Here is a 26,162-nt window from a genome sequence, read left to right on the forward strand (position 1 = left end):
GGGGAACACCGCACCAAGGACGGGAAGCTCGGCATGGATCTCACCTTCAGCGAGGAACAGGACGAACTCCGCAAGGTCGTACGCTCGTTCCTCGCCAAGCACTCCGACGAGACGGAGGTACGCCGCCTGGCCGCCGACCCGACGGGCCACGACCCCGTCGTCTGGCGGCGGATGGCCGGCGAACTCGGGCTCCAGGGTCTCGCCGTACCGGAGGAGTACGGCGGCTCCGGCTTCGGCTACGTCGACCTCGGGATCGTCTTCGAGGAGGCGGGCCGCGCGCTCCTGTGCGGCCCGTACTTCGCCACCGTGGCCCTGGCCGCCGAGGCACTCCTGCGCTGCGCCGACGAGACCGCCCGTACCGAGTTGCTCCCGGGCATCGCCTCGGGCGAGACGGTGGCCACACTCGCGCTCACGGAGGACAGTGGCCGCTGGGACGAGCAGGGCATCCGGCTCACGGCACACGAGACGACGGACGGATGGCGGCTGACGGGCGCGAAGACATACGTCCCCGACGGACACCTCGCAGACCTGCTCCTGGTCGCGGCTCGCACCGAGTCGCCCGGGATCAGCCTCTTCGCGGTCGAGGCCACCGAAACGGAATCGCGGGGCCTCACCCGCACCCCCCTCTCCACCCTCGACCAGACCCGCAGACAGGCCAGGCTGGAGTTCACGGACACCCCGGCCCGGCTCCTCGGCACCGAGGGCGAGGCATGGCCGGGCCTTGCCCACACCCTTGCCACGGCCTCCGTCCTGCTGGCCGCCGAACAGGTCGGAGGAGCGGCGGCCGCCCTGGACGCGGCCGTGGAGTACGCGAAGATCCGCGAGCAGTACGGCCGGCCCATCGGCTCGTTCCAGGGGATCAAGCACAAGTGCGCCGACATGCTCATGGAGATCGAGTGCGCCCGCTCGGCCGCGTACGGCGGACTGTGGGCGCTGGACGCGGGCGACGAGACGGAGACCGCGATCGCGGCGGCCCTCGCGCAGGCCTTCTGCTCGGAGGCGTTCACCAGGGTGGCCGGCGACAACATCCAGGTCCACGGCGGAATCGGCTTCACCTGGGAACACCCCGCCCACCTCTACTTCAAACGGGCCAAGAGCAGCGAGGCGCTGCTCGGCACACCGTCGTACCACCGCGAACTGCTGGCCGCGCGGCTCGGCATCTGATCACCGGCAGAGGAGAGGTCATGGAACTGGACTTCGGGCCCGCCGTACGCGAATTCCGCGACGAGGTGCGGGACTGGCTCGCCGAACACCTCGTGGGGGAGTTCGCCGAGCACCGGGGCGTGGGCGGCCCCACCGACGGCGAGGCCTGGGAGGTCCGCCTCGCCTGGGACCGCGAGCTGTCCGCCGGCCGGTGGCTGGGCGTCGGCTGGCCCCAGGAGTACGGGGGCAGAGGCCTCGGTCTCCTGGAGGAGATCGTCTTCGAGTACGAGTACGCCCGCGCGAACGCCCCCTACCGGGCCACGGTCAACGCCCTCGACCTGCTCGGCCCGATGCTGCTCCAGATGGGCAGCGAGGCACAACGGAAACGCTTCCTGCCGCCGATCCTCGCCGTCGAGGAACTGTGGGGCCAGGGCTTCAGCGAACCCGGCGCCGGCTCCGACCTCGCCTCGGTCCGCACTCGGGCGGAACGAGACGGCGACGAGTGGGTGGTGAGCGGACAGAAGGTGTGGACCTCGTTCGGCGTCCACGCGGACTGGCTGTACGTCCTCACCCGCACCGACCCGGAATCCGTACGCCACAAGGGCCTGACCCTGCTGCTCCTGCCCACCGACCAGCCGGGCGTGGAGATCCGCCCCATCCGCAACCTCGCCGGCCAGGACGAGTTCGCCGAGGTGTTCCTCTCGGACGCGCGGACCGGCGCGGACATGGTCGTGGGCGAGGTCGGCCAGGGCTGGCGCACGGCGATGGCCACCCTCGGCATCGAACGCGGCACCACGCTCCTGCCCCAACAGCTCACCTTCGAACGGGAGGCCGAGGCGCTGATCGACCTCGCCCGGGCCCGGGGCGCGCTCGACGATCCGATGCTGCGCCGCCGGATCGTGGACGCCTGGATCTCCGTACGCATCATGCGCACCACCAACCTGCGGACCCTCGCCGAACTCACCGCGGGCCGCACTCCGGGCGCGCAGGCGGTCACGGCGAAGCTTTACGCGTCGACGCGGCACCAGCAACTGGGCCACCTGGCCATGGAGTTGGCAGGCCCGGCTGCACAGATCGTCGGCGAGGACTACGGCCTGAACACCCGGCAACGCTCGTTCCTGCTCTCCCTCGCGGAGACGATCTACGGCGGTTCGAGCGAGATCCAGCGCAACATTATCGGCGAGCAGCTGCTGGGCCTCCCGAAGGAGCCCCGCCCATGAGCACTGTCGAGGAGCGGCTGGACCGCATCGAGTCGCAACTGGCGATCCAGCAGTTGCCCATCCGCTACGCGTTCGCCGTAGACGCCCGGGACCTCGACGCCTGGGCCGACTGCTTCCGCCCCGACGTCGACATGGGACGTCACGGCCGCGGACGGCAGGTCCTGCGCCGGCACATCGAACCCTTGGTGCGTGGCTTCCGCCGGTCCGTGCACCAGATCTGCGGCCACCGGGTCGAGTTCACCGGCCGGGACACGGCGACAGGTGCCGTCTACTGCCGGGCCGAGCACGAGGTGGGGGACCGGTGGATCGTGATGGCGATCTGCTACCTGGACGACTACGCGCGTGTGGACGGCGAGTGGTACTTCTCCCGCCGCCGCGAACAGCACTGGTACGCGGCGGACGTGACGGAGCGCCCGCAGGCGGTGGACTTCTGTGGCTGGGAGGGAGCCGGGAAACCGGCATTGCCCGAGGCGTTCCCTTCCTGGGCGCCTTTCTGGACGGACTGGAAGGAGACGTGATGGCACGGTTGTCCGGGAAGACGGCGCTGATCACCGGCGGAGGGCAGGGCGTGGGCCGCGGTATCGCGCTGGCGCTGGCCGCCGAGGGAGCGTCCGTGGTGATCACCGGCCGCACGGAGGGCAAGCTGAAGGACGCGGCCGACGAGATCGCTGGGCGGGGCGGACGGGTGCACACCGTCGTCGGGGATGTGGGGGAGCGGGCGGACGTCGACCGCATGGTGGCGGAAACGGTGGGGGAGTTCGGCGGGCTGGACGTGCTGGTCAACAATGCGCAGTCCTCGGTCCAGCGCCGGCTGGAGCAGACCTCGTACGACGATGTCGAACTCACTTACCGCAGCGGCCCGTTGGCCACGTTCCACGCGATGCAGGCGGCTCTGCCGTATCTCCGGGCGAGCCGTGGCAGTGTCGTGAACCTCGGGTCGTCGGCGGCGGTGCAGGGTGAGGTGAGTTTCGCGGCGTACGCGATGGCGAAGGAGGCGGTCCGGGGGCTGACTCGGGTGGCTGCTCGGGAGTGGGGGGTGTACGGGATACGCGTGAACGTCGTCTGTCCGGCGGCGCTGAGTCCGGCGGCGGAGGCGTACTTCGGGGATCACCCGGAGAAGGCGAGGAGTGTGATCGCCGGGATTCCCTTGGGGCGGATGGGCGACCCGGAGAGGGACATCGGGCGGGCGGTGGTGGCGTTGGTGAGTGATGACATGGGGTATCTGACGGGGGCGACACTGATGTTGGAGGGCGGGCGGACGCTGATCGGCTGAGGCGGGGTTTGTTTCGCCCCCGCCGCCCCTACCCGTTCCCATCCTCGGGGGCGCTGCCCCCGAACCCCCGCTCCTCAAACGCCGGAGGGGCTAAATACCCAGCCCGTCCGGCGTTTGAGGAGCGGGGGTTCGGGGGCGGAGCCCCCGAGGATGGGACGGGTAGGGGCGGCGGGGGCGAGAAAATACTGCTCGGGTGTGCCGAAACGCTGCCCCCGGGGCAACAGGTGGCCGGGAAAGTCTGTCGCTCGGTGGAGCCGTTACGCTGGTGTCGTGGCAGTCGTCGATGTATCCGAAGAGCTCAAGTCCCTCTCCTCGACCATGGAGTCGATCGAGGCCGTCCTGGACCTCGACAAGCTGAGGGCAGATGTCGCCGTGCTCGAGGAGCAGGCGGCAGCGCCGTCCCTGTGGGACGACCCGGAGGAAGCGCAGAAGATCACCAGCAAGCTCTCCCACCTCCAGGCGGAGGTGAGGAAGGCCGAGGCGCTGCGCGGGCGGATCGACGATCTGAGCGTGCTCTTCGAGATGGCCGAGGAGGAGGACGACCCGGACACCCGCGCCGAGGCCGAGACCGAGATGGCCTCCGTCAAGAAGGCGCTGGACGAGATGGAGGTCCGTACGCTGCTCAGCGGCGAGTACGACTCCCGTGAGGCCCTCGTCAACATCCGCGCCGAGGCCGGTGGCGTGGACGCCGCCGACTTCGCCGAGAAGCTTCAGCGGATGTACCTGCGGTGGGCCGAGCAGAAGGGCTACAAGACCGAGGTCTACGAGACCTCGTACGCGGAGGAGGCCGGCATCAAGTCGACCACCTTCGCGGTTCAGGTGCCGTACGCCTACGGCACGCTCTCCGTCGAGCAGGGCACGCATCGCCTCGTGCGCATCTCGCCCTTCGACAACCAGGGGCGTCGCCAGACCTCCTTCGCCGGTGTCGAGATCCTGCCCGTGGTGGAGACGACCGATCACATCGAGATCGACGAGTCCGAGCTGCGCGTCGATGTCTACCGGTCCTCCGGGCCCGGCGGCCAGGGCGTCAACACCACCGACTCCGCGGTGCGGTTGACCCACATCCCCACCGGCATCGTGGTCTCCTGCCAGAACGAGCGGTCGCAGATCCAGAACAAGGCCACCGCGATGAACGTCCTCCAGGCCAAGCTCCTCGAGCGCCGCCGCCAGGAGGAGCAGGCCAAGATGAACGCGCTCAAGGGCGACGGCGGCAACTCCTGGGGCAACCAGATGCGTTCGTACGTCCTGCACCCGTACCAGATGGTCAAGGACCTGCGGACGGAGTTCGAAGTCGGCAACCCCGAGGCCGTGTTCAACGGCGAGATCGACGGTTTCCTCGAAGCCGGGATTCGCTGGCGCAAGCAGCAGGAGAAGTAGGGTCTGCCGAAAACTCCTTGTCGACAAAGCAACCGCCGTTCACTGGACGGCGGTTGCTGTGTGTCTTGGGATGTCTGGGTTTTACATCACACTCACAGGGTCTGATGTGTGCCACCGGAGGAACAAGCGGACATTGCGTACGCAACGACCTTGACGTTCCCTTGGAAAATCGGAAGGGTAACGCGCGGCATGCGTATCTCTGGGGCGCATGTGAACCGGGGAGTGCCTACGGCGCTCCCTGTCGATCACCGCCCCGAGCGCGGCTCCACTGATGATTTCAGCTACTGGGGGTAGCAGCCATATGACGAATAAGACGCGGATCCGGGTCGCGCGGATCGCGGCCGGAGCGGTGATCGCCGCCGGTGCGTCCTTCACCGCCGCGGGCATTGCCTCCGCAGACGACGAGGAATGCGTGCTCGTGGTCTGTGCCGGTACGCCGAGCCCGGATCCGACCCCGACCGACACCGGGGTTCCGACCCTGCCCGAGGACCCGCCGCCCACCACGGCCGACCCCGAGCCCTCCGTGCCCGAGAACCCGGACCCGACCACGGCCGACCCGGAGCCCTCGGAGCCCGAGGAGCCCTCCACCGAGCCGAGCGAGCCCACCGAGGAGGACCCGACCGCCACGCCGACGGACGACGACGGCAGCGGCACGGGCGGCGACGACACCGACGGCGGCGGCAACAACGCCGACCCCGACGGTGGCTCCAACACCTCCACCCAGGAAGAGGGCTCCTCCGCCCTCACCGACACGGGCTCGGAGACCTCGGCCCAGGGTTCGGGCGACGAGCTCGCCGAGACCGGTGCCGCCGAGACGACCTTCCTGATCATCGGTGCGGCCACGATGATTGCCGGCGGTATCGCCTTCCGCGTCCTCCCGCGCCTCGTGGGCGGCCGTGGCGGCGCAGCGGCCTAGTAGTCGTACGTACGCACAAGGGCCCGGAGCGTCGTCGCTCCGGGCCCTTCGTGTGTTCTTGGTTCCTGGCTGCCTGATGGCCGGCTATGCCGTCTGGTGCGCCACCAGTGCCAGTGCCGCGATCAGTATTGCCAGCAGCGCGATCAGCGCCATCGGGTTGAGTCCGGCGAACGGGTTCTCCTGCTGGAGCCGCTCGCGGTTCGCCCGGCAGACGGGACAGCGTCCCTCGCTCACGGGCGACGCGCAGTTCGCGCACACCAATCGGTCGTACGTCATGCGCCTTGCCCTCCTTGCGCCGCTTTCCCCTACACAACGCTTGCGGGGACGCAACCGTTCCCCCGCCTACGCCTCCACTGTGCCAGGTTCCTCCGGAGGTCGCGCGGTTCGCTCCGGGGAGGGTGGCTTGTATTGTCTCGCGGCCAGCGGTTGTGTGTGGCTTGTCGCGCAGTTCCCCGCGCCCCTTTGTCGGGGCTACGCCCCGTACAAAAAGCCGCAACCACTCCCTAACCGTGACCGGAGCCTGCGCCGGGACACCCGGGTCGCGTAGGGTCTCGGTCGTCCGCCCCCGATGTCTCCGACGGCCTGTGGTGTATCCGTGATCCGATTCGACAGCGTCTCCAAGGTCTACCCCAAGCAGAACCACCCCGCCCTCAGGGATGTCACCCTGGAGGTCGAGAAGGGTGAGTTCGTCTTCCTCGTCGGGTCCTCCGGCTCCGGAAAGTCCACCTTCCTGCGGCTGATCCTCCGCGAGGAGCGGGCCAGCCACGGTCAGGTGCACGTCCTGGGCAAGGACCTCGCGCGCCTCTCCAACTGGAAGGTGCCGCAGATGCGGCGCCAGCTGGGGACGGTGTTCCAGGACTTCCGGCTGCTGCCGAACAAGACGGTCGCCGAGAACGTCGCCTTCGCGCAGGAGGTCATCGGCAAGTCCAAGGGTGAGATCCGTAAGTCCGTACCCCAGGTGCTCGATCTTGTCGGGCTGGGGGGCAAGGAGGAGCGGATGCCCGGTGAGCTGTCCGGTGGTGAGCAGCAGCGTGTCGCCATCGCCCGGGCCTTCGTGAACCGGCCCAAGCTGCTGATCGCCGACGAGCCGACCGGCAACCTCGACCCGCAGACCTCCGTCGGCATCATGAAGCTGCTCGACCGGATCAACCGGACGGGCACGACCGTGGTGATGGCGACGCACGACCAGAACATCGTGGACCAGATGCGCAAGCGCGTCATCGAGCTGGAGAAGGGCCGCCTCGTCCGTGACCAGGCGCGCGGCGTCTACGGCTACCAGCACTGACAGTCCCCCGAAAGGCTTGAGCACGCCATGCGCGCCCAGTTCGTACTGTCGGAGATCGGTGTCGGTCTCCGTCGCAATCTGACGATGACCTTCGCCGTCGTCGTCTCCGTCGCCCTGTCGCTCGCCCTGTTCGGCGGGTCGCTCCTGATGAGCGACCAGGTCAGCACGATGAAGGGCTACTGGTACGACAAGGTCAACGTCTCGGTGTTCCTCTGCAACAAGAGCGACGCCGAGTCCGACCCGAACTGTGCCAAGGGCGCGGTGACCGGCGACCAGAAGAAGCAGATCCTCGCCGATCTGGAGAAGATGAACTCGGTCGTGCAGAACGTCACGTACGAGTCCGCGGACGAGGCCTACAAGCACTACAAGGAGCAGTTCGGCGACTCTCCGCTGGCCAGTTCGCTCACCCCGGACCAGATGCAGGAGTCGTATCGGATCAAGCTCAAGGACCCGGAGAAGTACCAGGTCATCGCGACCGCCTTCGACGGGCGCGACGGGGTGCAGTCCGTGCAGGACCAGAAAGGCATCCTTGACAACCTGTTCGGGCTGCTGAACGGCATGAACTGGGCGGCCCGCGCGGTGATGGCGCTGATGCTCGTCGTCGCGCTGATGCTGATCGTCAACACCGTGCGTGTGTCCGCGTTCAGCCGTCGGCGTGAGACCGGGATCATGCGGCTCGTCGGTGCCTCAGGGTTCTACATCCAGGCGCCGTTCATCATGGAGGCCGCCGTCGCCGGGCTGATCGGCGGCGGTGTGGCCTGCGCCTTCCTGCTCGTCGCGCGGTACTTCATCATCGACCACGGGCTGGCGCTGTCCGAGAAGCTGAACCTGATCAACTTCATCGGCTGGGACGCCGTGCTCACCAAGCTCCCGCTGATCCTCGCGACGAGTCTGCTGATGCCCGCGCTGGCTGCGTTCTTCGCGTTGCGCAAGTACCTGAAGGTGTGACGCATGCCAAGGGGGCCGTTCGGTCAACCGACCGTACGGCCCTTCGCGTTGTCCTAGACTCACCGGCATGTCAGGCCGTGACCTGTTCGCACAGCCCCGCCGCGCAGGCCGCGGGGCGGCTCTGACGTTGCTCTTCGCGAGTGTCCTGGTCGCCGGTGCGGCCACCGGCTCGTTCCCCGAGCCCGCCGAGCGGAAGCCGGCCCTCCCGGACACCGCCCGCGCCGCCGCCCCCGCAGGTCACCACGAGGACGTCGCCGCCGCCGCTGCCGAGGCCATGGCCGACGGCAAGTCCCCCATGGAGGCCGCCGAGCGCGCCGTCAGCCGCAGCGGGGACCGCTGGGGGGCGGTGTACTCCCCGGGGGAGTACGAGGAGTTGGAGGAGGCCCTCGACGGCCAGTACACGGGCGTCGGGCTGTGGGCGCGGCGCGCGCGGGACGGCCGTATCGAGGTCACCAAGGTGCGGTCCGGGTCGCCGGCCGCCGTCGCCGGGATCCGCAGCGGAGACCGGCTGCTGAGTGTGGACGGCCAGGCGGTCGCCGGACGTCCGGTCACCGAGGTCGTCTCCTTACTGCGCGGTGACGCACAGGACGCCGCCGCCGGTACGACCGTCCGGCTCGGCCTGGAACGCGGCACGCGCGCGTGGAGCGAGACCGTACGCCGGGCACTGCTCTCCACGGACTCCGCGACCGTCCGGCAGGTCGCCGACAGCAAGGTCACCGTCATCAGGGTCGCCGCCTTCACCAAGGGCGTGGGGGACGTGGTCCGCACCGCCGTACGGCAGGCTCCCACCCACGCCGGGATCATCCTCGACCTGCGCGGCAACTCCGGCGGACTGGTCGACGAGGCCGTCACCGCCGCCTCCGCCTTCCTCGACGGCGGCCTCGTCGCCACGTACGACGTCAACGGCGAGCAGCGCGCCCTGCACGCCGATCCGGGCGGCGACACCACCAGACCCCTGGTCGCGCTCGTCGACGGCGGCACGATGAGCGCGGCCGAACTGCTCACGGGAGCCCTCCAGGACCGTGGCCGGGCGGTCGTCGTGGGCTCCAGGACCTTCGGCAAGGGCTCGGTGCAGATGCCGAGCCGGCTGCCCGACGGCTCCGTCGCCGAACTGACCGTCGGCCACTACCGCACCCCGTCGGGGCGCGGCGTCGACGGCGTGGGCCTCACGCCCGACCTCGACGCCGACCAGGGGGCACTGGAGCAGGCGGAGACCGTTCTGAGCGGGTTGGGCGACCCCACGTAGGCCCTTGGTAATCCCCTTTCCCGGGAGCGGGTCCCTAGTGCGAAAATGGTCAGCACTATGGCTAAGGAAAAAGGGCGGAAGCTGATCGCCCAGAACAAGAAGGCGCGGCACGACTACGCCATCATCGACACCTACGAGGCCGGACTGGTCCTCACCGGTACCGAGGTGAAGTCGCTGCGTCAGGGGCGGGCCTCGCTCGTCGACGGCTTCGTGCAGCTCGACGGGCACGAGGCGTGGCTGCACAACGTGCATGTGCCGGAGTACAGCCAGGGCACCTGGACCAACCACAGCGCCCGGCGCAAGCGGAAGCTGCTGCTGCACCGCGCGGAGATCGAGAAGCTGGAGTCCAAGTCGCAGGAGTCGGGTCACGCGATCGTGCCCCTCGCCCTGTACTTCAAGGACGGCCGGGCGAAGATCGAGATCGCGCTGGCGCGAGGCAAGAAGGAGTACGACAAGCGGCAGACGCTGCGGGAGAAGCAGGACCGGCGCGAGACGGACCGGGCGGTCTCGGCGGTGCGGCGCAAGCAGCAGCACGCGTAGCGCAAGGTGGCGCCGGGAATTAGGTGGCATCGGCGTGCGTTGGTCACGTACGATGGCAACTGCACCTCACCGAGGGTGCGCGTTCCTCTCCGGAGGGACTCCTCTTCGGAGGATTGAAAAAACAACATGGGGATGATCGGTTTCGACAGCGGCTGTCGAAGCAGGTGAAGCGTGTCGAGGAAGCGGCCATGATCTCGTAAACCACAGGCCGAAAAAAATAATCGCCAATTCCAACAGCGATTCTCCCAAGCAGCAGTTCTCCCTCGCCGCCTGATCTCAGGTAGCGACGAGCCTGCTCCTTACTAAAGGGAGTGTCAGCCCGGGGGTGTTCCCGACCCGGATCCTGGCATCAGCTAGGGGACTAAACCTTGATCCCGGTCACGGGGTGAAGAGGGAAATCTAACAGTGACTGGGCCCGTCGGCGACTTGTTCGCGTGATTGCCGGGGCCGAGAAAAGCACAGCGAACTGCACACGGAGAAGCCCTGATTCCGCACCGTTGGACGCGGGTTCGATTCCCGCCATCTCCACAATTCCCATGTTATGCAGTGCCAAAGGCCCCGTCGCTTTCGAGCGGCGGGGCCTTTGGCGTTCCCCTTTTGTGTCTTGCGTCTGAACCTGTGTCATGTCTATGGTGACCGTCGCGCCAGGCGGACCTGACCCGTTCGCCATCGCGCACATTCAGACTGCGGACGGGGGGAACCGCCGCCATGTCTGCCTCTTCGGACGGGCAGGACAGGTAACCCCTGCCTGCGTTCGTTCACGAGGGGGATGTTCTTCTTGTTCTTGCGAAGATCGACAAGACACTTCGCGCGTGCGGTTCCGGTCGTTCTCTCCATGGCTGTTCTGAGCACGGTCGCCGCCCGCCCCGAGCTGGCCGGACGGTACGCGGACGACTCCGCGCCCATGACCACCGTCGCCGACAGCTACGACGGATTCGACAGCGCCGCCGCGCAGCAGCTGCGGCAGGACCAGTGCCTGATGGCCGACGCGCTGCGCATCGGCGGTACGGGCATGTTCACCACCGCGCAGGACGCGCTCAACCAGACCCCGGACAAGCTGCACACGGCGGCGGACCGGGAGTACTGGAACGGCACTCCGCTCGCGACGGCGTTCCAGCAGGACAGGGCGGCCGCCGACAAGGAGGGCGACGCGCTGTACGCCCGCCTCGCCGAGTGGAAGAAGCCGGTGACGGGGCTGCCGACCCCGGGTGGGTTCACGTCCGTCGCGGACTTCCAGGACCCGCCGGGGCTGCCCGGCAGCGAGCAGAAGAGCTTCCACAGCCAGACCGGTCTCTCGCAGTGGATCTACGACCAGTTCTGGAAGACCGAGGACGACCTCTACGAGGACCCGACACCGGCGGCCGACGAGGCCACGCTGAAGGCCGTCAAGGACCTCGGCACCCCGTTGTACGGGCAGAGCCCGTCCGCCTCGGATCCGGACTGGAACCGGGCCTACGCGGAGCACCAGGCCTGGGACGGTCTGGTCAACTGGAGTCTGGAGCCGACGGGTTCGGACAACGCGCGGCTGTTCCTGGCGTCGGGTGGGTTCCCGCGTACGGCCGCGGAGCCGGGCACGGTCGAGTACCGGCTGGCCGTCGAGGACCTGAAGACGCGGTTCGCGGCGTGCGCGTGGCGCGGTCCGGTCGACCCGAGCAAGGTGCTGGGCAAGCAGGTGGCCGCCGCGTCGGCGGAGTGGCAGCAGGAGATCGCCGCGCAGGCCGCGCCCCGCAACCAGATCCTGAACGCCAACCGTGACGCGGTGAAGGCGCTCGCGGCCGGCTCCAAGGCGCTCGGCGAGATGCTGGGCCAGTCCTGGATCGCCGACCACCTCACCCGCTGGCAGAGCTACTGGTCCGCCGGCGGTCCCGGCTGGATCGGCGACAGCCCGATGGTCATCCACGCGAACGGCGCCGCCGACAAGTGCCTCGAAGTGGCGGGCGCCGGCAAGACCAACGGTTCGCTCGTGCAGATCTACACGTGCAACGGCGGCGCCGGGCAGAAGTGGCAGATCAAGGACGACACCCTCGTCAACGTCAACTCCGGCAAGTGCCTGGACGTGAAGAGTTCCGGCACCGCCAACGGGACGGCCGTACAGATCTGGACGTGCAACAGCAGTGCCGCCCAGAAGTGGGAGTACGACACCCACGCCACCACGCGGCTGTTCAACCCGGGCACCGGAAACTGCCTCGACCTCGCGACGTACGACAACAGCCGTGACGGGCGGATGTGGGACTGCAAGGGCACCGTCCCGCAGAAGTTCGACATCACGCCGTCCGGTCACCAGGGCACCGACAGCCTGGACTACCCGACGACGGCCCAGTTCACCAAGGTGAAGGCGGGCATCGCCGCCGCCCGGGCCGCTTCGGCCAGTCAGCTCGCGTCGATCAAGGCGCAGGCGGCTGCCGCCAAGAAGGCGGCCACAGCGTCGGACACGGCCACGCAGGCCGCGTACACGATCGCCGACCAGGCGGGTGCCCCCAGGGGCCGAGGTCTGCTGGTCGGGCTGCAGAAGGCGCAGGTCACGAAGGCGTCGTCGGCCGCGCTCGACGCGCTGGTGAAGGCCGGTGAGACCGCTGACGCGGCCACGCGTGCCGCCGCCGGGGACAGCGCGACCATCGCCGCGCGTGCGGTGACGCAGACGGCCGCGTCGAAGGCGGCGTTCCGTACGGCCGCCGCGCAGCAGGCCCGGGAGCAGGCGAAGGCCGCCGCCGACGCGGCCGCCGTACAGGCGCAGAACGCCAAGGACGCCCGGGATCTCGCCAAGGCCAAGCTGGGCGAGACGCAGAAGGCGGAGGCGGACGCGAAGGCCGCCGCCGCCGACGCCCGCGCCCACCGGCTGAACGCCGAGCGGGAGGAACAGACGGCGAGGGCGGAGAAGGAGACCGCCGCGCAGAAGCAGGCCGAGGCCGCCCAGCACCGGCAGAACGCCGAGGGGTACGCGGCCGACGCCAACCAGGCGAAGGGCCGGGCCGAGGCGTCCGAGACGACGGCGCGTGAGCGTCGTAAGGATGCCGAGGCGGCGCGGGACAACGCGAAGGGCAAGCGGGACGACGCGTGGGACGCCGAGAGCAGGGCCGACACGGCGCGGGCGAAGGCTGACGCGAAGGAGGCGTACGCCCAGGCGCACGACGCCGACGACCAGGCGACCGCGTCGCGGGCGGCGGCCGACGAGGCGGACCGGCACGCGAGTGACGCGGAGTCGGCGGCGGTGTCGGCCCGTGGTGAGGCGAACGCGGCGACGCGGGCGGCGGCCGATGCCGACGCGGCGGCGACGCGTGCCGAGGCGGCGGCCAAGCGGGCCCGTTCGGAGTCGGACGCGGCGCAGGCCGCCAAGCTGCGGGCGGACGCGGCGGTCCGGACGGCGACGGCCTCCGCGGCCGACGCCATCAAGGCCTCGCAGGTGGCCGCCCAGGCGGCCCGTACGGCGGACGAACTCGCCGACGAGGCTGAGAAGCACGCGGCCGAGGCGAAGACCCACGCCGACGTGGCCAAGGCCGAGGCCGCCAAGGCGGTCGCCGGTGCGGCGGACGCCGTCGGTCACGCGTACACGACCGCGCGGGCGGCGGAGGACGCCCGTAACTCGGCCCAGCAGGTGGCCGCTCCGGCGAACGACGCGATCCAGCTCGGCTCGCCGTACGTCACGACGGACTCCGCGGCGGGGCTCGCGGTCCTGACCGGCCAGTCGACGAAGACGATCGCCGAGCAGCAGGTGGCGGTCGCGGAGGCGCACGAGGCGAACGCGGCGAAGGTCGCGTCCCAGGCGCAGAGCACCGCGAACGCGGCGACGGGTGACGCGAAGGCGGCGCTCGTCCTGGCCTCGGAGGCCGCCGGATTCGCGGCGCAGGCCCGCAAGTCGGCCAAGGAGGCGATGGGTTACTCGGCGGAGGCCGCACAGTACGCGGCCGACGCGCAGCAGTCGCTGGCCCGCACCATCGAGTACGACCGCCAGGCGACGGAGGACGCGGCAGCGGCCGACCGGGCCGCCGGACGCGCGGAGAACTACGCCAAGGACGCCCGCGCCTCCGCCGACCAGGCGGCCCTGGACGCGGCGGCGGCCCGCCAGGCAGCGTCGGCGGCCGAGCAGGCGGCGAAGGACGCCCGCGCGGCGGCCGACCGGGCGGACGCCGAGGCGACGCTCGCGGAGGAGGCGGCGAAGGACGCCCAGAAGTACGCGGACTCGGCGCAGGAGGCCGCGGACTCCTCGGAGCGCAAGGGAGCCAACGAGTCGGTCGCCGAGGGCTCCGGCTCCGGCATCGAGGGCATCTTCTACGTCGTCGACAAGATGACCGACGCGGCCCCGGCCAAGCAGCTCAACCAGTGCGAGTACGTGCCCCAGGGCTGCACGGTGACGTACGAGCTGCGCCTCAACATCACCGTCAGCTACTACTACTGCGCCAACCCCGATGTCCCCGCCACCGAGACCGGCTGCCCCAAGGCCGACTGGGTGTTCCTCGAAACGAAGTCGTTCGAGGACCAGAAGCAGGAGTGGACCCACCACTTCAGCTTCGGGGACATCACCCGCATCGGCTGGCAGGCCCTTTTCGGGGAGACGGCCGGCGCGATCCTGTACGAGATCGTGCTGGGCGACATCGCCAAGTGCTACCACGGTGACAAGTCCAGCTGTGCCTGGGCCGCCACGCTCTTCGTACCGCAGGCGATGTTCACGAAGCTCGCCCAGGCGGTCAAGATCGCCGAGCGGGTCGAGATCGCCGTCAAGACCGGCGAGAACGCCGCGGACATCCTCGCGGACCTGAAGAAGATCTACGGGGAGGGCGCCCTCGACACCGCCGAAGCCATCCGCGCGTCGGGCATGGGACTGCGGGTCGCGACCTCCGTGGCGGAACGGTCCAGGATCGCCCGGGGCTCGCTCGACACCAAGCTGCTGGACAAGCTCAGGGACGCCGGCGTCAAGATCGACCGGGCGAACACGATCTGGATCGTCAACTACGCCAAGCCCGGTCTGCCCATCGCCTTCCTGGAGAAGGGCACGGTCAAGGCGGGCCTGACCCACATCGTCTACCGGCACGCCGGGGAGTTCGCGCACGTGGGGGTCCGGATCGAGGACATCCCGGCGATCGTGTCGAAGGCCCTCACCGACGGCGTGCGGGTCGGCACCCAGGGGGCCGGCAGGCCGATCTACGAGGTCACCTTCAACGGCAAGGTCCAGCGGATAGCCGTTAGCGTGGGCGACAACGGATTCGTGATCGGAGCCAACCCCGCATGACCCTCGAAGAACCGCGCCACCTGCTCGTGCAGGCGCGGGGCGAACCGTCTCCGCTGTACGGGACGGAGGACCCCTGGGCCTACGACGACCTCGGCGCCTTCACCGTCTCCGTCCCGCTGGACGACGAACGGCTGCTGCTTCCGGCGGAGTTGGCGGAGGCACTGGGCTCCTGGTCCCTGTCCCGTCCGCCGGGCGGGTTCACCTCCCGTCCGGATCTGCGGGGGCACGTCAAGCGGGGGCTGGCGGTCGCCCAGCGGCTGGCCCGGCAGCTCGGGCCGGCCTGGTCGGTCCGGTTCTGGGACGAGCGGCACAGCACCGCGAAGTGGGTGTGCTGGGGGTGCGACCGGCTCCACTGGGAGCGGGACAGCCATGGCACGCCTCCGCACCCGGTCGACCTCACGGTCGAGGGTGAGTTCAAGTTCGGTCCGCTGCGCTCGGAGGGGTTCGGGGACTTCTTCCCGGACGATCCGGCCGCCGCGCTGGCCCTCTCCGACGGTCTGGTCGCCGATCTGTACGGGTGGGCGCGGACCATCGACAGCACGCTGAACCTGGACCTGCGGGACCGGGTCGACGGCAAGTACGACGCCGAGTGGGAGCGGCTGTTCCGCGAAGGGGCGGAGCTGGCGAGGCGCGTCGCGCTCGAGCTGGGTCCGGACCGGACGGTGACCTACAAGGGAGTGGCCCATGGCGGCCTGGCCGCGCTGACCTCGGTCAGCTGGCGAGGGGACCGTCAGGTGTAGGCGCGCTCGCGGGTGCGCTTCGGATGTGGCCGGTGCGGCGGGGAGGGCTCATGAGCCTCCGCTGCACCGGCCACGTCGCGTTCAGGGCGCCGCCCGAGCCACCGTGCTCGCCCGTTCCGTCAGGCGGGGCGGCAGCAGGGTCGCCTCCGGGGTGTGGCCCGTGCCGTTCAGTTTCCTCATCAGGAGGTCCACCGCCCGGGCCCCCACCTCCGCCGACGGTATGGCGACCGAGGTGACCGGGACGGGCAGGTTCTCGGCCAGGTCGTCCGGGCAGATCGCGGTGACGGAGAGGTCGCCGGGGACCCGTAGGCCGAGTTGTTCGAAGGCGTCCATCAGGGGTTCCAGGATCGCCTCGTTGTGGACGACGACCCCCGTCAACGCCGGGTGCTCGCGCAGGAGTTGCTCCGCCACCACCTTTGCCCCGGCCGGGGTCGCCTCGCAGGGGTGCACCGAGGACGACAGCCCGCTCCGGTCCGCCGCGGCCGTGAACCCCTGGACCACGCGCTGGGCGAACGCGGTCCGGCGTACGTACACGGCGGGCGGTGAGCCGATCAGGGCGATCACCCGGTGTCCCAGGGCCGCCAGCCGCTCCACGCACAGTTCGCCCGCCGCCTTGAAGTCCAGGTCGATGCAGGTCAGGCCGGCCGGGTCGGAGGGGAGGCCGATCAGGACCGACGGGAGGTCCAGTGTGCGCAGCAACGGCAGCCGGGGGTCGTCGAGTTGGACGTCCATCACGATCAGCGCGTCGACCAGTGCCGTGTCCGCCACCCGGTGCAGGCCGTCCTCGCCCTCCTCCTGGGTGAGGAGCAGGACGTCGTGGTCGTGGCGGCGCGCGGCCGTCACCACCGACACCGCGAACTGCATGACCACCGGGACATGGATGCCCGCCCGTAACGGCACGACCAGCGCCAGTACGTTGGATCTGCTGCTCGCCAGGGCTCGGGCGCCGGCGTGGGGGCGGTAGCCGAGTTCCTTGATGGAGCGCTCGACGCGCTGCCGGGTCTCCTCGGAGATCGGGCGCTTGCCGCTGAGGGCGTACGAGACCGTGCTCGGGGAGACCCCGGCATGCCGTGCCACATCGGTGATCTTCACCATCACTCGCCTCCCAGCTCCACGGTCAGGAACCCGGTGCCCGCCTTCGCCCGTACCTCGCGTCCGCCCGTCGCCAGTCCCCACGGCGCCGACGGATCGCTGCACGAGGCCCGCAGGGTGTCGCCCTCGCGGACCACCGTGAACGTCAAGTCGCCCACTGGGACGGTCACTTGGGCGCCGCGCTCCAGGCCGTACGCGTGCAGGGTGACCCCGTCGGCGTACGGGTAGTCGGGGCGGTCGTCCACCGCGCCGACCGGGATCACCGAACCGGGGCGTACGAGCAGCGGCACGCTGTCGAAGGCGTGCTGTTCCCGCACCCAGCGGGGGCCCGTCACCGTCCGGCCGGTCAGGAAGTGGGTCCACTCGCCCTCCGGGACGTAGTACGAGACGTCCCCCTCGTCGCTGAACACCGGCGCCACCAGCAGGTCCGGGCCGAGCATGAACTGCCGTTCCAGGTAGGCGCATCCGGGGTCGTCCGGGAACTCCAGGACCATCGCGCGCATCATCGGGACGCCCTCCGCGCTCGCGGTGCGGGCGGCCTCGTAGAGGTAGGGCATGAGGCGGAGCTTCAGCCGGGTGAACAGCCGCAGGACGTCCACGGCCTCCTCGTCGAACAGCCACGGCACCCGGTAGGAGGAGCTGCCGTGCAGCCGGCTGTGGGAGGAGAGGAGGCCGAAGGCCACCCAGCGTTTGAAGAGCGCCGGGCTCGGGGTGCCCTCGAAGCCGCCGATGTCGTGGCTCCAGTAGCCGAAGCCGGAGAGGCCGAGCGACAGTCCGCCTCTCAGCGACTCCGCCATCGACTCGTACGTCGCCTCGCAGTCGCCGCCCCAGTGGACCGGGAACTGCTGGCTGCCGGCCGTCGCCGAACGCGCGAACACGACCGCCTCCCCCTCGCCGCGGTGCTTGCGCAGCACGTCGAAGACGGTCCTGTTGTAGAGGTACGTGTAGTAGTTGTGCATCCGCTCCGGGTCCGAGCCGTCGGCGAACTCCACGTCCAGCGGCACCCGTTCACCGAAGTCGGTCTTGAAGCAGTCGACGCCCTGCGCGAGCACGGCCTCCAGCTTCGACGCGTACCAGTCGCGGGCCGCCGGACTCGTGAAGTCGACCAGGGCCATGCCCGGTTGCCACAGGTCCCACTGCCAGACACTTCCGTCCGGTCTGCGGAGGAGGTGGCCAAGTGCCTTGCCTTCCGCGAACAACGGCGACCTCTGCGCTATGTACGGGTTGATCCAGACGCTGATGTGCAGGCCCTTAGCCTTCAGCCGCTGGAGCATGCCCTCGGGGTCGGGGAACACCCGTGGGTCCCACTGGAAGTCGCACCAGTTGAACTCGCGCATCCAGAAACAGTCGAAGTGGAAGACGGAGAGCGGGAGTTCACGCTCCCGCATGCCCTCGATGAACGACGTCACCGTCTCCTCGTCGTAGGAGGTGGTGAAGGAGGTGGAGAGCCACAGGCCGAACGACCACGGCGGTGGCAGCGCCGGACGGCCGGTCAGGGCCGTGTACTTGCGGAGGATGTCCTTCGGGGTCGGGCCGTGGATGACGTAGTACGTCAACTGCTGTGTCTCAGCGCTGAATTGGACACGGGACACCGCCTCCGAGCCGACCTCGAAGGAGACCCGGCCGGGGTGGTCGACGAAGACTCCGTAGCCCGCGTCCGTGAGGTAGAACGGCACGTTCTTGTAGGCCTGTTCGGTTGCCGTGCCGCCGTCCGCGTTCCACATGTCGACGACCTGGCCGTTCTTGACCAGCGGTCCGAAGCGTTCGCCGAGGCCGTAGACGCTGGTCCCGACCCCCAACCCCAGCTGCTCGCGCAGGTAATGGGCCCCGGTCGTCGCGTCCCGCATGATGCCCATGCCCTTGGGCCCGCTGCTGGTGAGGACGCGGCCGTGGGCGAGGAAGTCGACGTGCCAGGGGGTGGTGCGGCTGACCCGGATCGAGAGGGTGCCGGAGGTCAGGGTCGCGTGTTCCTCGTCGTACTCCGTGTGGGCCGTCAACTCCTCTTTCTGCACCTCGAACTGGGGGCTCTGCGGCTGCTCGCCCTGGAAGTGCGTGAACGTGACGCCGATGACGTCGGGCATCGGGGCGTGCGCGCTGATCGTCACGACGGGTCCCTTCAGCAGGTCGCCGCGGTGGCGGATGGGCTGGGTCGGCGCGTGGATGTCGAGCGTGCCGTCGGTGTCCGTCACGTCGAGGACCTCGACCGGGTGGGCCGCGGTGACGCCCTCGCGCAGCAGCCAGTAGCCGTCGGTGAACTTCACGTGGGGGGTCTCCTTGCTGCTGGACTACTTGACGGCACCCACGGCGATGCCGCGAGTGAGCGTTCGCTGGAAGACGAGGAAGAAGACGACAGCGGGCAACACGCCCAGCAGGGCGGCCGCGTTGGTCATCGTGGCGTCCATCAGGCGCTGGCCCTGGAGGACACCGAGGGCCACCGACACCGTCTGGTTGTCGTTGGAGATCAGCATCACCAGGGGCAGCAGGAACTCGTTCCAGGTCCAGATGAAGAAGAAGACGAGGAGGACACCGAGCGTGGGGCGGCTGACCGGGACGACGATCCGCCACAGCACCTGCCACTTGTTCGCGCCGTCGATCCGCGCGGCCTCGATGATCTCCCGGGGGAACTGGCCGAGGACGGAGGAGAGGAGGTACGTACCGAAGGCCGCCTGGACGACCGTGAAGACGATGATCACGCTCAGTCGGGTGTCGTACAGGCCGACTTCCTTGCTCAGGTAGTACACCGGGTAGACCAGCGCCTCCTGCGGCAGCATGTTCGCCAGGACGAAGAAGGCCAGGACCCAGGTGCGGCCCCTGATCCGGCCGATGCCGATCGCGTACGCGTTCAGGACCGAGAGCACAGTCGCCAGGACCGCCACCGAACCGCTGATCAGCACCGAGTTGACGAGCTTCTGCCCGAAGTCGACCCGTTCCCAGAAGTCCTTGACGCCGTCGAGGTACAGGCCCTCGGGGAGGCTGAGCGGGCCGTTCGCGGAGTACTCGGCGGGCGACTTCACGGCGTTGACCGCGACGATCAGGAACGGCACGACCATGAACAGGGCCGCGAGGACGAGGGCGATGAGCACCGGGTAGCGGCGCAGGGCGGTCGTCACGTACGGGCTCCTTCCTCGGCGTCCTCCGCACGGGTCTGGAGTTTCAGGCCGATCAGCGAGAGGGCGAGGATGATCACCGTCAGGACGGTGGAGACGGCGGCGCCGTAGCCGACCTGGGTCTTCTCGAAGAACGTGGTGAAGGAGAAGTAGGACGGCACGTTGGTCGCGCCGCCCGGGCCGCCCTTCGTCAGGACGTACACCGCGCCGAACACCTTCAGCGCGGCGATCGTGCACCAGGTGAGGACGACGTAGATCTCGGGCCGGATCTGGGGGACCGTGATGTGCCGGAAGCGGCGCCACCAGCCGGCGCCGTCCAGTTCGGCGGCCTCGTAGAGCTGCGGGTCGACGCGTTGCAGGCCCGCCATGAAGACGACCAGGGGGAAGCCGAGCTGCACCCAGACCATCACGCCCATCACGCTGTAGAGCGCGATGTCCGGGTCGCCGAGCCAGTCCTGCTGCCAGGAGCCGAGCCCGACGGCTTTCAGCAGCTCGTTCAGCGAGCCGTTCTCGGGCGCGAGGATCCAGCTCCAGACGATGCCGGCGACCGCGATCGGCAGCACCTGTGGGAGGTAGAAGCAAGCGCGGAGCACGGCCGCCCAGCGACTCCCGAAGTGCTTGCCGACGTAGTCGAACAGGGCGGCGGCGAGGACGAGTCCGAGCGCCGTCGGTACGGCCGCCATCGCCACCACCATGAACAGGCTGTGCCGGAACGACGCCCAGAACTCCGAATCGTCCAGCAGCGCCCGGTAGTTGGCGAGCCCCGACCACTCCGGGCTGCCCACACCCCGCCAGTCGGTGAAGCTCACCCCGGTGTTCATCAGGAACGGCACGACGATCACGGCGAGGAAGGCGAGGGCCCCGGGGAGGAGGAAGAGGGTGTACGAGTCCCTGCGGCGCCGCGAACTCCGGGGGCGGTGCCCGGAGTTGGTGAGACCGTGTCGGCTGCCGGCCCGTTCGACGGTGACCGTCATGTCTTCGGTACGCCCTTGTCGTACGCCTCCTGCAACGAGTCGAGGACCGCGTCCGGTTTCGCGCTGCCCGTGATCAGTTTCTGGACCTCGGAGACGAGGACGTCGTAGAAGCCGGGGACCGGCCAGTCCGGGTAGAAGGCGAGCCCGTCCCGGTCGGCGAGGGTGTTGAAGTCGGCGATGAGCGACTTGGCCTGCGGGTCGGTGACGGCGGCCGGGTCGGCGGCCACCGGGACTCCGCCCTTGTTGCCGAGCAGGTTCTGGATCTTCTTCGACAGGGTGATGTCGATGAAGTCGTAGGCGAGTTCCTTGTTCTTCGCCCCCTTGGGGACGACCCACAGATTGCCGCCGGAGCCGAGGGTGAGGCCGGTGTCGGGCCACAGGAAGGTGCCCCAGTCGAAGGTCGCCTCGCTCTTGAAGCGGCCGTACCACCAGCTGCCGGAGAAGAGGATCGGGCTCTTGCCCTGGATGAAGGAGACCCCGGCGTCCTCAGCCTTGAGGCTGCTGGACTTCTCGCTGATGTACCCCTCCTTCACCCAGTCGGCGAAGGTCTCGGCGCCGTACGTCCAGGCGGCGTCATGGAAGTCCGTCCTGCCCTTGTACAGCTCGTACTTGTCGACCCAGGCGCGGTCCGCCTTCGACAGGGCGAGCTGGTACAGGTACTGCTGGGCCGGGTATTCGGCGCCGGCGCTTGCCAGCGGGGTGATGCCCTCGGCGACGAACTTGTCCATGGCGGCGGTGAGTTCGTCGAACGAGGTCGGCTCGGCGATCCCGTGCTGCTTGAAGAGGTCCTTGTTGTAGAACACCATCGTGTACTCGGCGTAGTTGGGCACGCCGTACCAACTGCCCGTCCCCATGACGCCGTTGGCGTCGTACTGGCTGGTGGTGCGGACTCCGGCGCCGATCTTCCTGTCCCAGCCGCGCTTCGTCACCTCGGCGGTGAGATCGGTGAGCAGGCCCTGCGTGGAGAGCAGCCCCGCCGTCGCGTTGCCCTTGTTGTACTCCATCAGGTCGGGCGCGTCGGAGGAGTTGAGGACCATCGGGGCCGTCTTCTGGATCTGTTCGAAGCCCTTCTCCTCGAACTTCACCGTGACGCCCGGATGCGTTGCCTCGAACTCCTCGATGGCCGCGTTCCAGGCCACGGCCATCGCGCTGTCGGGGCCCTCGTAGTGCCAGAGGCGGAGGGTCTTCCCGTCGGACGACCCGCTCTCCGAGCCGCCGCAGGAGGTCAGCAGCAGGGCCCCGGCCAGGCCCGCCGCCGCTATCATCATGCACCTGCCATTCCTTCTTGCCGTGAACATCCAGTGCCTCCAGGGGAGTCGGATGGATCTCGGTCACCCGTCACGCAGGGGGCGTCGAACTGATTCGACGTGGGTCGTCGAAGCGCTTCGACGGGCGAAGGTATGTGCCGCGTGCAACCGAGTCAATGGGATATACGCGAATTGGCTCGGCGGGCCGTGGTCAGTGACAGCAGCAGCGCGCTCGCAGCCGCCGCGACCGGAACGCCGTACCCCGCCGTGGCCGACACATGCTCCGCCGTCCAGCCGCCGGCCGCCGAACCGCAGGCGATGCCGCCGAGAAGGCCGGTCACCGCGAGGGTCATGCCCTCGTTCAGGCGGCCCTCGGGGGTGCGGCTCTGGACCAGGGTCATGTTCGTGATCATCGTGGGCGCGGTGGCCATCCCGGCCACGAGCAGCGCGCCCGCGAGGACGAGGAGCGAGCCGGTCAGGGCGGCGGCGAGCAGGGGAAACGTCATCAGGACCGTCATCGCGGCCAGACACCAGGGGTGCCGTCGCTCGGCGGGCCCGGTCGGCCGCAGCGCCCCGTACAGCAGACCGGCCGCGCACGATCCGGCCGCCTGGAGGGCGAGTACGGCACCGGCGGCCGCCTTGTGCCCCCGCTCGTCCGCGAAGGCGATCGTGACGACCTCCATCGACCCGAACACCGCGCCCGTGGCCAGGCATACGGCGAGCAGCGGGCGCATCCCCGGGGCGCGCAGCGGAGACGTACCGAACTGGTGAAGCCCTTCGACGCGGGGCCGGACCGGCGGCTCGGTCGACCGCTGGGCCGCGAACAGCAGCACACCCGTCATCATCAGCACCGTCCCGACCAGCGTGCCCGCCTCCGGGAACAGCGCCCCGCAGAGGAAGGCGGCCAGGACCGGGCCCAGCATGAAGCAGAGTTCGTCGGCGGACTGTTCGAAGGAGTTGGCGGTGTGCAGCGCCTTCTCGTCGCCGTCCAGGAGGTGGGCCCAGCGGGCGCGGGACATGCCGCCCGTGTTGGGGGTCGTGGCGGTGGCGGCGTACGCGGCGAAGAGGGTCCAGTCGGGGGCGCCGTGGTGCACACAGAGCAGCAGGGCGAGGGAGCCGAGGGCGGCAAGTGCCGTGGCGGGTACGGCGATTCGGGCCTGGCCGTACCGGTCGACGAGCCGTGCGGTCCAGGGGGCGACCACGGCGGTCGCGGCGAGCCCGGTCGCGGTGACGGCACCGGCGAGGGCGTACGAGCCGCGCGCACCGGCGATCATGATGACCGCGCTCACGCTGAACATGCCCATGGGGAGGCGAGCGATCAGGTTCCCGGCGGTGAAGGCGCGGGTGCCGGGGACGGTGAACAGGCGGCGGTACGGGCCGGGTGGGCGGGGTGTCCTCCTGGGCGTACGGGTACGGGGGCCGAAGTCGGCGATGACCAGGGTGTCCTGGGTGACGGTGGCGAGTGGTCGGGGGTGAGGGCGGGAGTGCGAACGAGCGCGGTCGTGAGGGGTTGGCTGCGGCATGTGTCCACCGTCGGCCCGAGCCGATCACCGGGTCCAACACCTGTTCCCCGCCCATTCACGCACTCCTGTTGTAAGTTCGCCGGATGCCCGCGTCTGTCCCGCACCACTCCGCCCCGCACCACCTCGACCCCCGCCTCCTGCACGCCTTCGTCGCCGTCGCCGAGGAGCTGCACTTCACCCGGGCCGCCGCCCGCCTCTATGTGGCCCAGCAGGCGCTGAGCCGTGACATCCGGCGCCTGGAACGGGAGTTGGGCGCCGATCTCTTCGTACGGTCGACCCGGCGGGTGACGCTGTCGGCCGACGGTGAGCGGCTGTTGCCGTACGCACGGCGGGTGTTGGCCGCCCACGACGAGCTGCTGGCCGCGTTCAGGGAGGCCCGGCCGCTGCTGGTGGATCTGAACTCGCCGGGGCTGGCGACCGGGCGCCGGGTGCTGCACCGGGCGCGTGAACTCGCCCCGGAGTGCGAGCTGATGGCCCGGTTCGAGAGCGGACTCACCTTCGCGGCGGGGGAGTTGCTCGCGGGTCGGCTCGACGCGTCGTTCGGACGGTTCGCGGGCCTGGACCCGGTGCTGCGGGCCCAGCTGGACCAACAGCCCGTGCGCTACGAGCCGATGGCGGTCGTCCTGCCCGAGGACCACCGGCTGGCGGAGCTGTCCGAGGTGCCGTTGGCCGCGCTGGCGGGGGAGACCGTGTACGCGGGTGCGGGAAACCCTCGTACACCGGAGTGGACCGATCTCGCACGTCAACTTTTCGAGGGGCGCGGGATCGACATCGCGCCACCCGCTCCGCTCGCTGTGGGCGACGAGGAGTTCCAGCGGATCATGGCCAAGATGCGGAATCCGATTCTCGTCGTGGTGGATTTTCCGCCCATGGATCGAACAGTGTTGCGACCCCTGGTCGACCCTGTCCCGTTCTCGCCCGTGTCGTTGGTGTGGCGGAGGGGGTTGTTGCATCCGGGAATCGATGCCCTTCGGCAGGCCGCGGCTCAGCTCTCGAGGGAGGAGGGGTGGCTGCGGAGGTCTGCTGACGGTTGGATTCCGGCCACCGATGTCAACATCATTTCGGTCCAGAAGTAACACATGGCAAACACGGCACCTCCATGTGCGCTACATTCGAGGCCCGGGTGCAGTGTGATAAATGGGGGCGCTCGGACCGGATGGGGGTCCGGTTCGAACATGGATGTACGAATAACCCGGAATCGTACGCGCACCCCGAAAGTTCCCGTGGGGGGATGTGCGTGCGTGTGAAGAAGTGGCGTGAAGACGCCCAACCGGAGTGGGCCGACAGCGAGGCCACGTCCGGAACCCAACAGCTTCCCGGAGTCGCTCCGGGCAGCACCGGTCCTGTTCCCCGGCAGAGACACGCCGGGGCACCGGCGCGCCCCGGGCGAACCGGAGGCAGAGGCGCGCATGCCCAGCCGCGTCAGGGCGAAACCGGACCGGCGGAACCGACCGGCCCGACCGATTCGATCGCGTCGCTCTCCAGCCGTCCCTGGGAGAACACCGCGGAGGCGGGTCACACCCATGACCCGCACGAGGTGACCGTCCAGCTCGACGGCGTCGGCCGGCAACTCGAGGAACTCCTCGTCCGGCAGGCCAAGGAGGGCGCGGACGCCGGCGCGGGTGACGGCCCCGTCTTCGTCGACGAGACCGGCCGCCGCAGCCGCCGCTACCGCCGGATAGGCATCGCCGTGGGCATCGCCTGCGCCGTGTACGCCGTCGTCATCGTCGGCACCCTTCTCTCCGGCAACTCGGACGCGCCCTGGCTGCCGGTACCGGGCCAGCAGGACGAGCAGCCGGCCGGGCAGGTCGAGACCTCGCCGCTGCCCGCCGAGTCGGTGCAGCCGTCGGACTCGGCCGGGGTCACACCGACCCCGGAGGCGTCGGTCAGCGCGGGGGTCACGCCGTCGCAGGGGAGCACCGCCACCACGCCGGGCGCCTCGTCCAGCGCCGTGAACCCCGGCCCGTCCGTCGAGCCCAAGCCCTCGGCCAGCGCCATCGTGCCCGGCCCGGGAACCACGTCGAGCGACCCGGACCCCGAGCCGTCCGCGACGGTGTCCAACTCGCCCGAGCCGAGCCCGTCGGAGACCAGCGGTCCCTCGCCCGACCCGTCGGAGTCCCCGGCCACGGACGGCGGCGCGGACGGCGGCACGGTCGCCGGCGGTACGACCGACCCGACCCCGATCGCCGAGAGCCCGGCCGAACCGAGTGCCACCGGCTCCGCCGGCGACCCGGTCTCCGCGTCGGAGTCGGCCACCACGACGGCCTGACCACCCTCCGCCCCACCGACCGCCGACTCCGTTCTGAT

21 protein-coding genes and 1 other RNA gene are annotated in these 26,162 nt (G+C 69.7%); 15 read left to right on the forward strand and 7 right to left on the reverse strand.

Features of this window, described 5'->3' with window-relative positions:
• Positions 1–33: 33 nt before the first annotated feature.
• The 6 genes from ACWCRB_RS03460 to ACWCRB_RS03485 all read left to right on the forward strand — a co-directional run bounded on the left by ACWCRB_RS03460 (position 34) and on the right by ACWCRB_RS03485 (position 5,929).
• Positions 34–1,164, forward strand: coding sequence for an acyl-CoA dehydrogenase family protein (locus tag ACWCRB_RS03460; RefSeq protein ID WP_450994412.1), 1,131 nt, complete (start codon positions 34–36; stop codon positions 1,162–1,164).
• Positions 1,165–1,184: 20 nt separating this feature from the next.
• Complete coding sequence (locus tag ACWCRB_RS03465) at positions 1,185–2,363, forward strand: acyl-CoA dehydrogenase family protein (RefSeq protein ID WP_450994413.1); 1,179 nt, start codon at positions 1,185–1,187, stop codon at positions 2,361–2,363.
• Complete coding sequence (locus ACWCRB_RS03470; RefSeq protein ID WP_450994414.1) at positions 2,360–2,881, forward strand: nuclear transport factor 2 family protein; 522 nt, start codon at positions 2,360–2,362, stop codon at positions 2,879–2,881. The genes ACWCRB_RS03465 and ACWCRB_RS03470 overlap by 4 nt, the downstream gene beginning before the upstream one ends.
• The gene (locus ACWCRB_RS03475) at positions 2,881–3,636 is read left to right on the forward strand and encodes an SDR family NAD(P)-dependent oxidoreductase (protein ID WP_450994415.1); all 756 of its coding nucleotides are present in this window, start codon (positions 2,881–2,883) and stop codon (positions 3,634–3,636) included. Before ACWCRB_RS03470 ends, ACWCRB_RS03475 begins: the two co-directional genes overlap by 1 nt.
• 270 nt (positions 3,637–3,906) lie before the next feature.
• The gene (prfB, locus tag ACWCRB_RS03480) at positions 3,907–5,013 is read left to right on the forward strand and encodes a peptide chain release factor 2 (RefSeq protein ID WP_389358201.1); all 1,107 of its coding nucleotides are present in this window, start codon (positions 3,907–3,909) and stop codon (positions 5,011–5,013) included.
• 301 nt (positions 5,014–5,314) lie between these two features.
• Positions 5,315–5,929 carry an LPXTG cell wall anchor domain-containing protein gene (locus tag ACWCRB_RS03485; RefSeq protein WP_369035612.1) on the forward strand — a complete coding sequence of 205 codons (615 nt, stop codon included), beginning with the start codon at positions 5,315–5,317 and terminating at the stop codon, positions 5,927–5,929.
• A gap of 84 nt (positions 5,930–6,013) precedes the next feature.
• Here ACWCRB_RS03485 and ACWCRB_RS03490 read toward each other — a convergent pair whose 3' ends face one another.
• Positions 6,014–6,205 carry a hypothetical protein gene (locus ACWCRB_RS03490; RefSeq protein WP_235478254.1) on the reverse strand — a complete coding sequence of 64 codons (192 nt, stop codon included), beginning with the start codon at positions 6,203–6,205 and terminating at the stop codon, positions 6,014–6,016.
• 319 nt (positions 6,206–6,524) lie between these two features.
• Between ACWCRB_RS03490 and ftsE the strand changes: the two genes are divergently transcribed.
• The 7 genes from ftsE to ACWCRB_RS03525 all read left to right on the forward strand — a co-directional run bounded on the left by ftsE (position 6,525) and on the right by ACWCRB_RS03525 (position 15,912).
• Positions 6,525–7,214: a cell division ATP-binding protein FtsE gene (ftsE, locus tag ACWCRB_RS03495; RefSeq protein WP_044472073.1), complete on the forward strand. Its 690-nt coding sequence runs from the start codon at positions 6,525–6,527 to the stop codon at positions 7,212–7,214.
• A 27-nt stretch (positions 7,215–7,241) separates the two neighbouring features.
• Positions 7,242–8,162: a permease-like cell division protein FtsX gene (gene ftsX / locus ACWCRB_RS03500; RefSeq protein ID WP_450994416.1), complete on the forward strand. Its 921-nt coding sequence runs from the start codon at positions 7,242–7,244 to the stop codon at positions 8,160–8,162.
• A 67-nt stretch (positions 8,163–8,229) separates the two neighbouring features.
• Positions 8,230–9,408 (forward strand): S41 family peptidase, encoded by a 1,179-nt coding sequence (locus ACWCRB_RS03505; RefSeq protein ID WP_450994417.1) that lies wholly within the window; start codon positions 8,230–8,232, stop codon positions 9,406–9,408.
• A gap of 57 nt (positions 9,409–9,465) precedes the next feature.
• On the forward strand, positions 9,466–9,948 hold the full coding sequence (gene smpB, locus ACWCRB_RS03510; RefSeq protein ID WP_235478257.1) for an SsrA-binding protein SmpB: 483 nt from the start codon (positions 9,466–9,468) through the stop codon (positions 9,946–9,948).
• Positions 9,949–10,076: 128 nt separating this feature from the next.
• Positions 10,077–10,479: a transfer-messenger RNA gene (gene ssrA, locus ACWCRB_RS03515) on the forward strand.
• A gap of 304 nt (positions 10,480–10,783) precedes the next feature.
• Positions 10,784–15,172, forward strand: a complete 4,389-nt coding sequence (locus ACWCRB_RS03520) for a ricin-type beta-trefoil lectin domain protein (protein ID WP_450994418.1) — start codon at positions 10,784–10,786, stop codon at positions 15,170–15,172.
• Positions 15,169–15,912 carry a hypothetical protein gene (locus tag ACWCRB_RS03525; RefSeq protein WP_450994419.1) on the forward strand — a complete coding sequence of 248 codons (744 nt, stop codon included), beginning with the start codon at positions 15,169–15,171 and terminating at the stop codon, positions 15,910–15,912. Before ACWCRB_RS03520 ends, ACWCRB_RS03525 begins: the two co-directional genes overlap by 4 nt.
• 81 nt (positions 15,913–15,993) lie before the next feature.
• Here the strand turns inward: ACWCRB_RS03525 and ACWCRB_RS03530 are convergent, their stop codons facing one another.
• The 6 genes from ACWCRB_RS03530 to ACWCRB_RS03555 form a co-directional block, all read right to left on the reverse strand.
• A complete protein-coding gene (locus ACWCRB_RS03530; RefSeq protein ID WP_450994420.1) occupies positions 15,994–17,007 on the reverse strand; it encodes a LacI family DNA-binding transcriptional regulator in 1,014 nt (337 codons plus the stop codon).
• The gene (gene yicI / locus ACWCRB_RS03535; protein WP_450994421.1) at positions 17,007–19,265 is read right to left on the reverse strand and encodes an alpha-xylosidase; all 2,259 of its coding nucleotides are present in this window, start codon (positions 19,263–19,265) and stop codon (positions 17,007–17,009) included. Before yicI ends, ACWCRB_RS03530 begins: the two co-directional genes overlap by 1 nt.
• Positions 19,266–19,289: 24 nt before the next feature.
• Complete coding sequence (locus tag ACWCRB_RS03540) at positions 19,290–20,114, reverse strand: carbohydrate ABC transporter permease (protein ID WP_450994422.1); 825 nt, start codon at positions 20,112–20,114, stop codon at positions 19,290–19,292.
• Entirely contained in the window at positions 20,111–21,085 is a 975-nt protein-coding gene (locus tag ACWCRB_RS03545) for a carbohydrate ABC transporter permease (RefSeq protein WP_450994423.1), read from the reverse strand. The genes ACWCRB_RS03540 and ACWCRB_RS03545 overlap by 4 nt, the downstream gene beginning before the upstream one ends.
• Positions 21,082–22,383, reverse strand: coding sequence for an extracellular solute-binding protein (locus tag ACWCRB_RS03550; RefSeq protein ID WP_450994424.1), 1,302 nt, complete (start codon positions 22,381–22,383; stop codon positions 21,082–21,084). The genes ACWCRB_RS03545 and ACWCRB_RS03550 overlap by 4 nt, the downstream gene beginning before the upstream one ends.
• Positions 22,384–22,505: 122 nt before the next feature.
• The gene (locus tag ACWCRB_RS03555) at positions 22,506–23,855 is read right to left on the reverse strand and encodes an MFS transporter (protein WP_450994425.1); all 1,350 of its coding nucleotides are present in this window, start codon (positions 23,853–23,855) and stop codon (positions 22,506–22,508) included.
• Between the two features lie 83 nt (positions 23,856–23,938).
• On the opposite strand from ACWCRB_RS03555, the gene ACWCRB_RS03560 reads away from it, so the two are divergent.
• Together ACWCRB_RS03560 and ACWCRB_RS03565 are read left to right on the forward strand one after the other, a co-directional pair.
• Positions 23,939–24,931: a LysR family transcriptional regulator gene (locus ACWCRB_RS03560; RefSeq protein ID WP_450994426.1), complete on the forward strand. Its 993-nt coding sequence runs from the start codon at positions 23,939–23,941 to the stop codon at positions 24,929–24,931.
• 461 nt (positions 24,932–25,392) lie between these two features.
• Entirely contained in the window at positions 25,393–26,124 is a 732-nt protein-coding gene (locus ACWCRB_RS03565; protein ID WP_450994427.1) for a hypothetical protein, read from the forward strand.
• The last annotated feature ends 38 nt before the right edge of the window (positions 26,125–26,162 follow it).

The sequence above is a fragment of the Streptomyces sp. NPDC002156 genome (assembly GCF_053593675.1).

Coding starts and splice junctions, on each gene's coding strand:
- ACWCRB_RS03460 (WP_450994412.1), top strand. CDS start 34: ATGGATCTCACCTTCAGCGAGGAACAGGACGAACTCCGCAAGGTCGTA.
- ACWCRB_RS03465 (WP_450994413.1), top strand. CDS start 1,185: ATGGAACTGGACTTCGGGCCCGCCGTACGCGAATTCCGCGACGAGGTG.
- ACWCRB_RS03470 (WP_450994414.1), top strand. CDS start 2,360: ATGAGCACTGTCGAGGAGCGGCTGGACCGCATCGAGTCGCAACTGGCG.
- ACWCRB_RS03475 (WP_450994415.1), top strand. CDS start 2,881: ATGGCACGGTTGTCCGGGAAGACGGCGCTGATCACCGGCGGAGGGCAG.
- ACWCRB_RS03485 (WP_369035612.1), top strand. CDS start 5,315: ATGACGAATAAGACGCGGATCCGGGTCGCGCGGATCGCGGCCGGAGCG.
- ACWCRB_RS03490 (WP_235478254.1), bottom strand. CDS start 6,205: ATGACGTACGACCGATTGGTGTGCGCGAACTGCGCGTCGCCCGTGAGC.
- ftsX (WP_450994416.1), top strand. CDS start 7,242: ATGCGCGCCCAGTTCGTACTGTCGGAGATCGGTGTCGGTCTCCGTCGC.
- ACWCRB_RS03505 (WP_450994417.1), top strand. CDS start 8,230: ATGTCAGGCCGTGACCTGTTCGCACAGCCCCGCCGCGCAGGCCGCGGG.
- smpB (WP_235478257.1), top strand. CDS start 9,466: ATGGCTAAGGAAAAAGGGCGGAAGCTGATCGCCCAGAACAAGAAGGCG.
- ACWCRB_RS03520 (WP_450994418.1), top strand. CDS start 10,784: ATGGCTGTTCTGAGCACGGTCGCCGCCCGCCCCGAGCTGGCCGGACGG.
- ACWCRB_RS03525 (WP_450994419.1), top strand. CDS start 15,169: ATGACCCTCGAAGAACCGCGCCACCTGCTCGTGCAGGCGCGGGGCGAA.
- ACWCRB_RS03530 (WP_450994420.1), bottom strand. CDS start 17,007: ATGGTGAAGATCACCGATGTGGCACGGCATGCCGGGGTCTCCCCGAGC.
- ACWCRB_RS03545 (WP_450994423.1), bottom strand. CDS start 21,085: ATGACGGTCACCGTCGAACGGGCCGGCAGCCGACACGGTCTCACCAAC.
- ACWCRB_RS03550 (WP_450994424.1), bottom strand. CDS start 22,383: ATGTTCACGGCAAGAAGGAATGGCAGGTGCATGATGATAGCGGCGGCG.
- ACWCRB_RS03555 (WP_450994425.1), bottom strand. CDS start 23,855: ATGCCGCAGCCAACCCCTCACGACCGCGCTCGTTCGCACTCCCGCCCT.
- ACWCRB_RS03560 (WP_450994426.1), top strand. CDS start 23,939: ATGCCCGCGTCTGTCCCGCACCACTCCGCCCCGCACCACCTCGACCCC.